Origin of the sequence: Streptomyces sp. NPDC048560 (assembly GCF_040650955.1) — a bacterium.
Classification (GTDB): Bacteria; Actinomycetota; Actinomycetes; order Streptomycetales; family Streptomycetaceae; genus Streptomyces.
Genome location: NZ_JBEZIJ010000011.1, coordinates 62,753 through 75,361, shown reverse-complemented (window position 1 = coordinate 75,361; position 12,609 = coordinate 62,753). Strand labels below are relative to the sequence as shown.

At 70.1% G+C, this 12,609-nt stretch carries 10 protein-coding genes and 1 other RNA gene; 1 reads left to right on the top strand and 10 read right to left on the bottom strand.

Annotated features, from left to right (window positions below; all coding sequences use genetic code 11):
• Positions 1–5 precede the first annotated feature (5 nt).
• From AB0C82_RS27365 to AB0C82_RS27340, 6 genes are all read right to left on the bottom strand, one after another.
• Complete coding sequence (locus tag AB0C82_RS27365; protein WP_362846765.1) at positions 6–1,145, bottom strand: uroporphyrinogen-III synthase; 1,140 nt, start codon at positions 1,143–1,145, stop codon at positions 6–8.
• 133 nt (positions 1,146–1,278) lie between these two features.
• Positions 1,279–2,610 carry a nitrate/nitrite transporter gene (locus AB0C82_RS27360; protein ID WP_362846763.1) on the bottom strand — a complete coding sequence of 444 codons (1,332 nt, stop codon included), beginning with the start codon at positions 2,608–2,610 and terminating at the stop codon, positions 1,279–1,281.
• Between the two features lie 138 nt (positions 2,611–2,748).
• Complete coding sequence (locus AB0C82_RS27355; RefSeq protein ID WP_362846761.1) at positions 2,749–4,047, bottom strand: acyltransferase; 1,299 nt, start codon at positions 4,045–4,047, stop codon at positions 2,749–2,751.
• Positions 4,044–6,173 carry a glycosyltransferase gene (locus AB0C82_RS27350; RefSeq protein WP_362847220.1) on the bottom strand — a complete coding sequence of 710 codons (2,130 nt, stop codon included), beginning with the start codon at positions 6,171–6,173 and terminating at the stop codon, positions 4,044–4,046. Before AB0C82_RS27350 ends, AB0C82_RS27355 begins: the two co-directional genes overlap by 4 nt.
• 63 nt (positions 6,174–6,236) lie before the next feature.
• The gene (locus AB0C82_RS27345; RefSeq protein ID WP_362846759.1) at positions 6,237–6,887 is read right to left on the bottom strand and encodes a hypothetical protein; all 651 of its coding nucleotides are present in this window, start codon (positions 6,885–6,887) and stop codon (positions 6,237–6,239) included.
• A 165-nt stretch (positions 6,888–7,052) separates the two neighbouring features.
• A complete protein-coding gene (locus AB0C82_RS27340; RefSeq protein ID WP_362846757.1) occupies positions 7,053–8,024 on the bottom strand; it encodes a LysR family transcriptional regulator in 972 nt (323 codons plus the stop codon).
• An 83-nt stretch (positions 8,025–8,107) separates the two neighbouring features.
• Between AB0C82_RS27340 and AB0C82_RS27335 the strand changes: the two genes are divergently transcribed.
• The gene (locus tag AB0C82_RS27335; protein ID WP_362846755.1) at positions 8,108–9,331 is read left to right on the top strand and encodes an MFS transporter; all 1,224 of its coding nucleotides are present in this window, start codon (positions 8,108–8,110) and stop codon (positions 9,329–9,331) included.
• Positions 9,332–9,404: 73 nt separating this feature from the next.
• Here AB0C82_RS27335 and ssrA read toward each other — a convergent pair.
• The 4 genes from ssrA to ftsX all read right to left on the bottom strand — a co-directional run bounded on the left by ssrA (position 9,405) and on the right by ftsX (position 12,572).
• Positions 9,405–9,793: a transfer-messenger RNA gene (gene ssrA / locus AB0C82_RS27330) on the bottom strand.
• A 90-nt stretch (positions 9,794–9,883) separates the two neighbouring features.
• Positions 9,884–10,372 (bottom strand): SsrA-binding protein SmpB, encoded by a 489-nt coding sequence (gene smpB, locus AB0C82_RS27325; protein ID WP_362846753.1) that lies wholly within the window; start codon positions 10,370–10,372, stop codon positions 9,884–9,886.
• An 18-nt stretch (positions 10,373–10,390) separates the two neighbouring features.
• Entirely contained in the window at positions 10,391–11,584 is a 1,194-nt protein-coding gene (locus tag AB0C82_RS27320; protein WP_362846751.1) for a S41 family peptidase, read from the bottom strand.
• 67 nt (positions 11,585–11,651) lie between these two features.
• Positions 11,652–12,572, bottom strand: a complete 921-nt coding sequence (gene ftsX / locus AB0C82_RS27315) for a permease-like cell division protein FtsX (protein ID WP_362846749.1) — start codon at positions 12,570–12,572, stop codon at positions 11,652–11,654.
• Between the last annotated feature and the right edge of the window lie 37 nt (positions 12,573–12,609).

The following is a 12,609-nucleotide window of genomic DNA, read 5'->3' as shown; positions in this document are numbered from 1 at the left end:
CCCGCCTACTGGACGTATTTCGTGTCGGCCACCGGGTCCAGCGCCAGCCGGTAGCCGCGCTTGACGACCGTCTGGATCAGCCGGGGAGCGCCGAGCGCACTGCGCAGCCGGGCCATCGCCGTCTCCACCGCGTGCTCGTCGCTGCCGCTGCCGGGCAGGGCGCGCAGCAGATCGGCCCGGGCCACCACCCAGCCGGGTCTGCGGGCCAGGGCGTGGAGCAGGGCCATGCCCGCGGGCGGTACCGGGCGCAGGGCACCGTCGACGAGCACGGCGTGCCCGCGGATCTCGATCCGGTGGCCGGCGACCGGCAGCGGGCGGGCGGTGGCGGGGAGTTGGGTGCAGAGGAGCTGGACGAGCGGGCCCAGCCTGAACCGTTCCGGCTGGTGCGTGGCGATGCCCCTGTCCTGGAGCGGGAGGGCGGTCACCGGGCCGACGCAGACGGTCAAGACGTCGTCCCGGAGTGCGGACAGAATTTCCGGAAGCAGCCCGCGCACCTCGGCACGGTTGAGGTAGGAGGCGGCGGCGGGGGCGCTGGTGAAGGTGAGCGCGTCCAGCCCCCGGGAGACCGTGACGTCGAGCATCCGGTCGAGCGGGGTGATGTCCTCGGGGGGCATCCACCGGTAGACGGGCACGCCGACGACCTCCGCGCCCGCGGCCCGCAGCGACTCGACGAACCCGGGCAGGGGTTCGCCGTGCAGTTGCAGGGCGATCCGGCGGCCCTCGACGCCCTCGCCGAGGAGCCGGTCCAGGACCTCCGCCATCGACTCCGACCCCGGTGACCAGGCCTCGGTGAGTCCGGCGGCCCGGATGGCGCCCTTCACCTTGGGGCCGCGCGCGAGGAGTTCGACGCCGCGCAGCACCCCGAGGAGCGCGTCCCCGATGCCCCAGCCGTCGGCGGCCTCCACCCAGCCGCGGAAGCCGATCGCCGTGGTGGCGATCACGACGTCGGGTACGTCGTCGATGAGTTCCTTGGTGGCGGCGAGGAGTTCGCTGTCGTCCGCCAGGGGCACGATGCGCAGGGCGGGGGCGTGCAGGACGACCGCGCCCCTGCGCTGGAGGAGTGTGCCGAGTTCCTCGGCGCGGCGGGCGGCGGTCACCCCGACCGTGAAGCCCGCGAGGGGCCCGTGCTGTGCGTCGTCGTGCATGGCGTGATACCCGGCTCTCGTGTCCCGCTACTGCTCGGTGGTGCGGAGGGCCGAGACTGCCAACACTGCGTGACAGCCTCGGTTCACTTGTATTTCACACCCGTTACGTCCCCCCGTACGAGACACGGGTTCGTCACACCTCGGCGTAGCTGAGCTGCGGCTTCGCGGCCACCGCGGCGGTCCGGCGAAGGTATACCGCCCAGGTGACGGTGAAGCACACCCCGTAGAAGGCGAGGAAGGACCAGAAGGCCGCCGTCCCCGTGCCCGCCGTCTGGAAGGACTGGCGGAACGCCAGGTTGATCGCGAGGCCGCCGAGTGCGCCGACCGCCCCGATGAGTCCCATGGCCGCCCCCGACAGCCGCCGCCCGTACGCGGCCGCCTCCTCGCCGCGCATGCCCTGGCTGATGGCCTTGGCGTGGAAGATGCCCGGAATCATCTTGAACGCCGACCCGTTGCCGAGGCCGGTCAGGACGAACAGGGCGATGAAGCCGATCAGGAAGACGCCGAGGGACTCGATCCCGGAGGCGTAGACGACGACTCCGGTCGCCGCGGCCATCGCCGCGAAGTTCCACAGGGTGATGCGGGCGCCGCCGTACCGGTCGGCGAGCCAGCCGCCGGCGGGCCGGATCAGGGAGCCGAGCAGCGGTCCGATGAAGGTGAGCGATGCGGCCTGGAGCGGGGTCCGTCCGAACTGGGTCTGCAGGACGAGGCCGAACGCGAAGCTGTAGCCGATGAACGAACCGAAGGTGCCGATGTAGAGCACCGACATGATCCAGGTGTGCGGGTCGCGCACCGCTTCCTTGGCCGCCCCGGTGTCGTTCTGCACGGGCCGCAGGTTGTCCATGCGGAACGCGGCGAACAGTGCGGCGACGACGATCAGCGGAATGTAGACACCGAGCACGATCCGCGGGTACGTCGCCCCTGCCGTGCCGATCACCAGCAGGCCGACGAGCTGGACGACGGGGACGCCGATGTTGCCGCCGCCCGCGTTGAGCCCGAGGGCCCAGCCCTTCTTGCGCAGCGGGAAGAAGGAGTTGATGTTCGTCATGGAGGAGGCGAAGTTGCCGCCGCCGATGCCGGCGAGCGCGGCGACGGCCACGAACGTGCCGTACGAGGTCCCGGGTTCCATCACCACGAACGCGGCGACGGCCGGGAGGAGCAGCGTCAGCGCGCTGAACACGGTCCAGTTGCGTCCGCCGAACCGTGCGACGGCGAAGGTGTACGGAACCCGGACGAGCGCTCCGACCAGGGTGGCCGTGGAGATGAGGAAGAACTTCCCCGCCGGGTCGACCCCGTACTCCGGCCCCATGAACAGGACCATCACCGACCACAGGGTCCAGATGGAGAATCCGATGTGCTCCGAGAGCACGGAGAACCAGAGGTTCCGCCGGGCGACTCGCTCGCCCGTCTCACTCCAGAAGGTCTCGTCCTCCGGGTCCCACTGTTCGATCCAACGGCCGGCCATCACGCGCCTCCACAGGGGTGTCGGGTGCTTGTGTCCCGACCGTATGGAGCGCGCGTTTCGGTGTGGTGCTGTGAGGTGACCGGTAGGCAACCTTGCTCTCACCGGGCCGGGGACGGCCCGGTGAGGGGGCTGGAGCGGTCAGCCGGCGTGGGCGTCCGTGAGTGTCCGCGGTGCCTTCCCGGGCTCCTTGCGCGTGCCGTTCGGCCACAGGCGTGGCCGGCGCTTCGCCGCCACGTCCTCGACCCAGCCCACCGCGAGGATCGCCACCCCTATGAGCGGCCAGATCAGGATCAGCATGAGCACGGTGTACGACTGGTCTATGTACGTGCCGAGGTGGTCACCGACCCAGGGGACGTTCCACAGCTGGTCGATGATCGGCGAGGTCGCCATCAGCAGCAGGTTGTGCCACAGGTAGATCGTCACGGCCCGGTTGTTCGCCAGGGTGATCAGGCCGTCCCACCCGGCGAGCCTGTCCGGGAGCTGCCGCCAGGACGGGGCGTACACGAGCAGGATCACGCAGAAGCCGAAGGACCAGGTGGACTGGGCGAGCGGGATCTCGTCGAGGTTCCAGCCCTCCTCGGTGAGGTGGCCCGAGGCCCACCACAGGCCGAACCCCATGACGATCGCGGCGGAGGACACCACCAGATAGCGCGGAACCCGCTGGAGCAGCCCGTCGTTGTGGGCGAATCCCAGAATCCAGCAGGAGCCGAACACCGCGAAGTCGAGGAGTCCCTCGCCCGCCGCGCCGGGGACCGTCACCAGACCCGTGCCGAGCACGGCGGTGAGGCCGATCGGGGCGAGCATCGTCGCCCACGGCAGCTTGCGGAACGCCTTCAGCAGCAGGGGCGAGGCGAGGACGAACCAGAGGTAGGCCCTGATGTACCAGAGCGGGCCCACGGCCTGGTCGGCCCAGGACTCCTCAAGCAGCCCGCCGGGTGATCCGCTCTCGTACGGGAACGGCGGGGAGCCGATCGGGAGGATGTAGCAGCCGAGCCTGATGAACCACCACAGCCCCTCCTCCCTCACGGGCTTCCAGCTGAGCGCGAACATGAGCGGCACGACGAGCGCCGCGAACGCCCACATCGGCGGCAGCAGCCGCCGCAGCCTGCTGCGGATGACACCCCACGCCGGACGGGCCAGCGAGCGCGCCATCAGCGAACCGGCCAGTGCGAACATCACGCCCATGGACGGGAAGATCACCGTCAGCCAGGCCCAGCCGAAGAGGTGGAAGACGACGACGCGGACGAGGGCGACGGCGCGCAGCAGGTCGAGATAGCGGTCGCGGCCGGGCTTCGTCCCAGGATTCGTCGCCGGTTCGGCCTTGACCGGCGACGAGGCCGGTGGCGGCGTCTGCCGGTGATGAGAGGGCTGGTGTGGCAACGGCTGGTGCGGCAACGGCTGACGCGCCGGCGGGAAGGGCTGGTTCGGGTAGGTCATGCCACGGGCCTCCGGTCCCGTCCTGCGTCCGTGCGCCCGCTCTGCTGGGCGCCGGGCGTCCCCACCACTCCGGTACGGCGCAGCTTCTGCCAGCGCAGCCGGCCACCGGTGAGAGCGGTGATCCACGACTGGAGCAGCACGACGTACATGAGCTGGCGGTACAGGATCTGCTGGAGCGGCAGCGAGATCAGATGGACCATGCGCTCCCGGTCCAGCCGGAACGCGTACGCGGCGCAGACCGCCTGCACCACCAGGACGCCGAACCAGGCGGCGACCGTCTTGCCCGTCGGGCCGAAGACCAGCCCGTACAGCAGGAACACGTCGATGAGCGGTGCCAGCAGCGGGGCGACGACCATGAAGAGCGAGACGAAGGGGAGCCCGACCCGTCCGAAGCGGCCCGAGGGTCCCCGCTCGATCACGGCGCGGCGGTGCTTCCAGATCGCCTGCATGGTGCCGTACGACCAGCGGTAGCGCTGCGACCACAGCTGCTGCACGGACTCCGGCGCCTCGGTCCAGGCCCGCGCGTTCTCGGCGTAGACGACCCGCCAGCCGTCGCGGTGCAGGGCCATGGTGATGTCGGTGTCCTCGGCGAGCGTGTCCTCGCTCATGCCGCCGACCCGGTCCAGCGCGTCGCGGCGGAAGGCTCCGACGGCACCGGGGATGGTCGGCATACAGCCGAGCAGGTCGTACATCCTGCGGTCCAGGTTGAAGCCCATCACGTACTCGATGTGCTGCCAGGCACCGATGAGCGAATCACGGTTGCCGACCTTGGCGTTGCCCGCGACCGCCCCCACCCGGGGGTCGGCGAAGGGCTGGACGAGCTCGCGGACCGTGGCCGGTTCGAAGACCGTGTCACCGTCCATCATCACGACGATGTCGTACCGGGCGTGCGCGATGCCGTTGTTGAGCGCGGCGGGCTTGCCCGCGTTGCGCTGGCGGACGACGCGGACGTTCGGCAGCCGCAGCGCCTGGACGATGTCGGCCGTTCCGTCGGTGGACCCGTCGTCGATGACGATGATCTCGATCGGATAGTCGCTGGCCATCAGCGACCGCACGGTCGCGGCGATGCATTCCCGTTCGTTGTAGGCGGGAACGAGGACCGAGACGGGCCGTGCGACCGGCGGGCCCCAGCTGAAGTCCTTCCTGCGGACCCGCCGCGCGTGCATGAACGAGAGCAGCAGCATCAGGCCGAAGCGGGCGATGACCAGCACGCCGATGGCCGCGAGGCCCACCACGAGCACGTCGGTGATCCGCTCCGAGACGCTGACGGCGTTGACGAACGCCTTGCCCTTGAGCAGGGCGAACCCGGTCGCCGGGGTGTGCGCGCTGGGGGCGCCGAGGGCCGCGGTCAGGTTGGTGAACTCGTACCCGCGCTGCGCCATCTTCGGCAGGAACGAGTTCAGTGCGGCCACGGTCTGGGAGCGGTCGCCGCCGGAGTCGTGCATCAGGATGATGGCGCCCTGTTCGCCCTTGGGCGTGGCGCGCTCGATGATCGCCCGGACACCGGGGCGCTTCCAGTCCTCGCTGTCGGTGTTGTTCACGACGGTGAGGTAGCCGCGGCTGCCGATGTACCGGGTGACGGGCCAGGACTTGTTGTCCATGGCGTCGGAGAACGAGGAGTACGGCGGCCGGAACAGGGACGTGCGGATGCCTGCCGCGCCCGCCAGCACCAGCTGGTTCTGGGAGAGCTCCCAGTCGATGCGCCCGGGCGTCTGGAAGGAGAGGTCGGGGTGGTTGAAGGTGTGCAGCCCGACCTCGTGGCCCTCGTCGACCATGCGCTGGACGAGGCCCGGGTAGCGCGAGGCCATGGTGCCGGTGACGAAGAAGACACCGTGCGCGTCGTACCTCTTCAGCGTGTCCAGGACCCGCGGCGTCCAGACCGGGTCCGGGCCGTCGTCGAAGGTGAGCACGATCTTGCGGTCAGGTATGCGGAGCGTCTTCGCGGGCCCCGTGTCCGACCGGGCGTCGATGACCGGACCGCCCTTCAGCACGTTCGCGGGCACCTGCGTGGTGGGCGCAGGCGCCTGGACACGGTGGTCGGCGAGGATCTCGCTGTGCACGTAGCCGCGCAGCATGAGCATGGCGAGCAGGGCGACGAGGAGCAGGGACGGGAGCAGATAGCGCATGGGAAGTCTGCGCTTCGCCCGCTTCTTCCGGTGGTTCCTGTCCCGCGGGGCGGGGGGTGTCATCTACTGGGCGCCTTCTAGTTCATCCACCGGCGGAGCGGTCGTCTCGACGGGCGGGTCCGGGCTTTCCGAGGGCTCGACGGGCGAGGAGGAGCTGGGTGCGGGTGATTCGGAGGCCGACGCGGCCGGGGCCGAGGACGACGCTGCCGCCTCCTCCGCCCGGGAGGGCACGACGGGGACCGACACGCCTCTGGAGGACGCGCTTCCGGCCGGCACCTGGTCGGCGCCGTTGGCCGACTGCGCGGCGCTGCCGGGGACTTCGGTCTCCGTGGGTGGGGCGGTGGGAGTGGCGGTGCCGGAGGGCGTCCCCGAGCCGGCAGGTTCGGACGGCGCGGGTTGTACCTCCACCTCCGCGGACTTCTCGTCCTGGCCGGAGAGCGGCAGCCAGGGCGCGTTGGAACTGCCGCCGAGCAGGGCGACGACCAGCGTCACCGCGTAGCCGGCGCAGATCGCCGCGAGCAGCCAGCCCACGCGCCGGAGGGACTTGCTGCGACGGCCGCTCTCGTCGACGAAGACGGGACCGTCGGAGCCCTCGGGAGTGCCCGGTTCGACGGCCAGTTCGGAGAGTTGCCGTCCTATGCCGTCGAGTTGGAGTGTGACCTCGTTCGGCTCGTGCGTATGCCCGGTTCGGGTACCTTCACGCCAATTTTCCACAGGTATACGCACATCCCCCACTCAAAGAACCGGGAGCAAGCGGAATGACCGGTTTCGCGCGGTCGAAAGGGCCCCCAGCCCTGTCCACGCGCGCCTGTCCCAGTGCACCCGGACCACGAATGTAGCGCACGACCCGGACGCTCAAGCTCCGGTACCAGGTCTCGTTCAGGAACGGTGACACATCAGTGACGCATCTATTTCAGGCAACCAAGATCCAGACGGGCGGACCATCCACCCTTCTTCCGCCGCAAGTTGGGCGGCAGCGGCCCGCAGAGCGGACAGACCGGGATGAATCAGCCCGTTGCGCCAGACCATCACGAGGGGTGACACCGGCACGGGCCGAACCAGCGGCCGGACGACGGTTCCGGGCACGGGCGGAAAGTCGACGACCGCGAGCACCGGGTTCCCGGACTTCGCCATGACCCGTTGGAATTCGGCCACTCCGACGGCGAGCGGAACGGGAGGAGCGAGCACGATGGACCACTCGTCGAAGAGCAGCCGGGCGAGGTCGGTCCACTCCTGGGTGCGCTCGTTGCCCGCCCCGGCGTAGACGGTCTCGCCGGCCAGTTCGTCCAGCGCGACGGCCTCCTGTCCGGCGCGTGGATGATCACGGGGCAGCAGAACTGCCATCGGCTCGTACCGCACGGGCTGGACGGAGAGCCGGGACCGCACCGCGGGTTCGAGCCCCGCGGCCCGGCCGAACGAGACGTCGATCCGCCCGGCGAGCACCTCACCGGCCGCCCAGGTGAGTCCGCTCTCGAAGCGCGCCATCAGCTCGCACTCCGGTGCGAGCTCCCGCGCACGGGCCAGCACCCGGGCGGCGGTCATGCCGTCGGTGTTGAGGTCGACGAGCAGCGGGCGGGCGGCCGGATCACCGAAGGCGGCGGCCAGCGCGTCATGCGCGTCCAGCACCCGCCGGGCGTGAGGGAGGAGCCTCTCGCCGTCGGCGGTGAGGGAGACCTGGCGGGTGGTGCGCACGAACAGCTCCGCACCGAGCTCGCGCTCCAGTCGGCGGATGTCCCTGCTGAGCGCCTGCTGGGCCACGTAGAGCCGGGCGGCGGCCCGGGTGAAGTGCAGCTCGCCGGCCACCGCGAGGAAGGCGCGCAGGAGCCGGGGATCGATGTCGGAGTGTGCCACCCGCAGAATTTACAACACATGCGCGTTAATGGTGACGCAGTAGGTGTTGGACCGCGCGGGCGGGGCGCCGCGACGCTGGACCCATGCCGCCCGACACCGCCACCGGCGCCACGCGCCGTCCTGGCCCCGCCCTGCCCGCAGCGCCGAAGAGGCACGTCAACCCCTACCGTCAGTTGCTCTCCGGGCCCGGTGTCCGCGCGTTCACCGCGGGCAGCCTGCTGGCAAGGCTGCCGTCGGGCATGTTCAGCGTCAGCGCGGTGATCATGATCGCCGGGGCGCACGGCTCGTACGCCCTGGCGGGCGCGGTCACCGCGACCGGCCTCGCAGCCATGGCCGTCGTCGCCCCCTGGACCGCACGGCTCGTCGACCGTTACGGCCAGGCCAGGGTCGCCGTGCCGGCCACCGCGATCGCCGCGACGGGCTCGCTCGCGCTGGCCCTGTGCGTCCACCTCGACGCCCCGGTCTGGACCCTCTTCGCCGCCTACGCCGCGACGGCCACCTCACCCAACACCGGCGGCATGTCCCGGGCCCGCTGGGCCCACATCCACCGGGGCGACCCGGCGGCCCTCCACACGGCGAACAGCTTCGAGCAGGCCGCCGACGAGCTCTGCTTCATGCTCGGCCCGGTCCTGGCCGCGATCCTGTGCGGGGCGCTGTTCCCGGAGGCCGGCACGCTGGCCGGCGCGGTCCTGATGATGACCGGCATCCTGATCTTCATGGCCCAGCGGGCCACCGAACCGCCGGTGGCGCCCCGTACGCACACCGCTTCTCCGTTCCGCACGGCGGGAATGCCCGTCCTCCTCGCCACCTTCCTGGCGACGGGGGCCGTGTTCGGCGCCATGGAGGTGGTGTCCATCGCCCACGCCGGAGGCGCGATCCTCGCCCTCCAGGCGGCCGGCTCCTGCGCCGCGGGTCTGCTCTACGGTTCCCTGCGCCCCGTCGGGGACACCCGGCGCCGGCTGCTCCTCTGCCTGGCCGCGATGACCGCCCTGATGTCCCTGCCCCTGCTCGCCGCCGCCTCGACCGACTCACGGCTGGTGCTCGCGGGCTGCCTCCTGGTGGCGGGCGCCGCGACCGCGCCGACCATGGTCACCGGGATGACCCTGGTGCAGCGCCTCACCCCCGAAGGCCGGCTGAACGAGGGCATGACGGTCGCGGTGACCGCACTACTCGGTGGCATAGCCGCCGGTTCGGCGACCGGCGGCTGGACGGTGGAACACGCGGGAACGGTGACCGGCTACGCGGTGCCCATGGGCGCGGCGGGTCTGGCCCTCGTCGTCGCGGCCATCGGAATCCGGCGCGCCTGACGGCTGTCGCACCGGTGGGAAAACACGAGGACCCCGTTGCCGGCAGGCAACGGGGTCCTCGTGTACATGGGAATTGTGGAGATGGCGGGAATCGAACCCGCGTCCAACGGTGCAGAAACAGGGCTTCTCCGAGTGCAGTTCGCTGCGCTTTTCTCGGCCCCGGAGATCTCGCGAACAAGTCTCCGACGGGCCCAGCCACTGTTTGATTTCCCACCGAACCCCGTGACCGGGCTCGGAGGTTTAGTCCCCTAGATTATGCCAGGGTCCGGGTCGGGAACACCCCCGGGCTGACACCCATTAAGGGTCCTTCAGTCACTGCTTATTAGGCAGCGAGGGCGAAGGACTGGGAATCGCTCTTGGAATTGGCGATTATTGGTTGCGACATGTGGTTTACGAGATCATTGCCGCTTCCTCGACTCGCTTCCCCTGCTTCGACATCCGCTGTCGAAACCGATCATCCCCATGTGTTTTTTTCAAAGGTGGTGCCACACCCCGGGGGGTGCAGTTGCCATCGTACGTGACCGACGCACGCCGGTGCCAGCCTATTCCGGCTCAGGCGCTCCGCTGACGTCGCCGGACCGCCGAGATCGCACGGTTCGTCTCCCGCGTGTCCTGCTTCTCCCGCAGCGTCTGGCGCTTGTCGTACTCCTTCTTGCCCTTGGCGAGCGCGATCTCGACCTTGACCCGGCCGCCCGTGAAGTACAGCGCGAGCGGCACGATGGTGTGGCCCGTCTCCTGCGACTTCGACGCCAGCTTGTCGATCTCGGCCCGGTGCATCAGCAGCTTGCGCTTGCGCTTGGCCGCGTGGTTGGTCCAGGTCCCCTGCACGTACTCGGGGACGTGGATGTTGTACAGCCACGCCTCGTCGCCCTCGATCTGGATGAAGCCGTCGACCAGCGAGGCCCGGCCCATCCGGAGCGACTTGACCTCCGTGCCCATCAGCACGAGGCCGCACTCGTAGGTGTCGAGGATGGTGTAGTCGTGCCGCGCCTTCTTGTTCTGCGCGATCATCTTGCGCCCTGTGTCTTTTTCCTTGGCCATAGTGCGGTCATTTTCGCACTACGACCCACCCCCGAGGCCACTCAATACTGTTTCGGCCCGCTGCTGGGCCCTCGCACCGGCCACCAGGTCCGGTGTGATGCCCTGGCCGTCGACGCCGCGGCCGGCCGGTGTGCGGTAGTGCCCGACGGTCAGTTCGGCCACCGAACCGCCCGCGAGCCTGCTGGGCATCTGCACGGACCCCTTGCCGAAGGTGCGCGTACCCACGGTGACGGCGCGGCCCCGGTCCTGGAGCGCGCCCGTCAGGAGTTCGGCCGCGCTCATCGTGCCGCCGTCGACGAGGACGACGAGGGGCCGGTCCGTGTCGCCGCCCGGTTCGGCGTTCAGGGCGCGCTGCTCGCCGTGCACGTCGTAGGTGGCGACCAGGCCACCGTCCAGGAACGCGGAGGCGGCGGTGACTGCCTCGGTGACCAGGCCGCCCGCGTTGGCACGGAGGTCCAGCAGGATTCCGGCGCCCCCGGGAGCCGCGCGCACGGCGTCCCGGATCTCACGGCCCGCCCCCTTGGTGAAGGCGGTGACCTTGATCAGGACGGCGGACGAGGAGCCGTGTCCCAGGCGCCGGACCGTGACGGCCTCGGTGGAGAGCCTCTCCCGGCGCAGGGTCTCGGACCAGCCGCGCCCGTCGCGCCGGAGACCCAGCACCACGACGGTGCCCGCGTCGGCGTCCGTACGGTCTCCGCGCAGCAGGGCGACGACCTCGGCGACGGGGCGCCCGTCGACACGGTGGCCGTCGACCGTACGCAGCTGATCGCCCTTACGGATGCCCGCCCGGTCGGCCGGGCCGCCGGGCTCGACACGGGACACGGAGACGCTTCCGCCCGCCGAGCGCCGGGCGGAGAGGCCGACACCGGTGTACGAGCCGTCGAGGGCCTGCTCGAAGTCCTCGTACTCCTGCTCGTCGTAAACCGCGCCCCAGCGGTCCCCGCTGCGGCTGACGGCCTCCTGGGCCGCGTCCGTCACGGACTTCCCGTCGGCCTCGGCCTCGGCGGCGGCGTGCTGGACCGCTTCACGGTCCCGGGGGTCGGCGGCCGAGGCCACGGAGCGGGTCTGTATGCCGGGGTTCTTTCCGGAGCCTGCCTCACGCGGCAGCGACCCGGTGGCGGCGGCGGTGGCGAGCACACACCCGAAGATCAATGTCAGGGCCGCCCCGCGGCGGAGACCGCGGGGCCCGAAGCGGTACGAAGGGCCCGGCATGGCGTCGAGTCTAGGACAACGCCCCTGCGCCGCACGGCTGGTCGGCCGCGCGGCGCAGGGGCGCATCTCACACCTTGAGGTACTTGCGGAGCGCGAAGAGCGCGGCGAAGGCCGGCATGAGCAGGCCGATCGCGAGGACCAGGGGCAGCTTGGTGAGAACCGCGTCCCAGCCGATGAACTCGATCAGGTTCAGCTTGTCCTGGAGGGCGAGTCCGCCGTCGATGAGGAAGTACCTGCCCCCTATCAGCATGGCGCAGGCGAGCAGGCCACCGATCAGGCCGGCGAAGGCCGCCTCCATGATGAACGGCATCTGGATGTAGAACCCGGAGGCCCCGACGAGCCGCATGATGCCCGTCTCCCGTCTGCGGCTGAACGCCGAGACGCGCACGGTGTTGACGATCAGCATCAGCGCGATGACCAGCATCAGCGCCATGACGAAGAGCGCCACCGTGTTCATGCCGTTCATCAGCTCGAAGAGGTTGTCCAGGATGGATCTCTGGTCCTGGACGGACTGCACCCCGTCACGCCCCGCGAAGGCCGTCGCGACGACCTTGTACTGCTGCGGGTCCTTCAGCTTGACGCGGAACGACTCCTGCATCTGGTCCGGCGTGATGTTGCCGGCCATCGGGGAGTCGCCGAACTGCTCCTGGTAGTGCTTGTACGCCTGGTCGACCGTCTCGAAGAGGACCGGCTTCTCGACCGCCTCCATCTTCTCGAGATCAGCCTTGATCTCCTTCTTCTGCTCCGTGGTGACCGCACCCTTGGCGCACTTGGGCACGTCCTTGGCGTCACTCTTGTTGCAGAGGAAGATCGAGACGTTGACCTTGTCGTACCAGTAGGTCTTCATCGAGCTGACCTGGTCGCGAATCAGCAGCGCGCCGCCGAACAGGGCGAGCGAGAGGGCGACGGAGACCACGACGGCGAAGGTCATCGTGAGGTTGCGACGAAGACCGACACCGATCTCCGACAGGACGAACTGGGCGCGCATGGCGTCCTTTCAGTACTCGATGCTCCGAGGGCGGGGC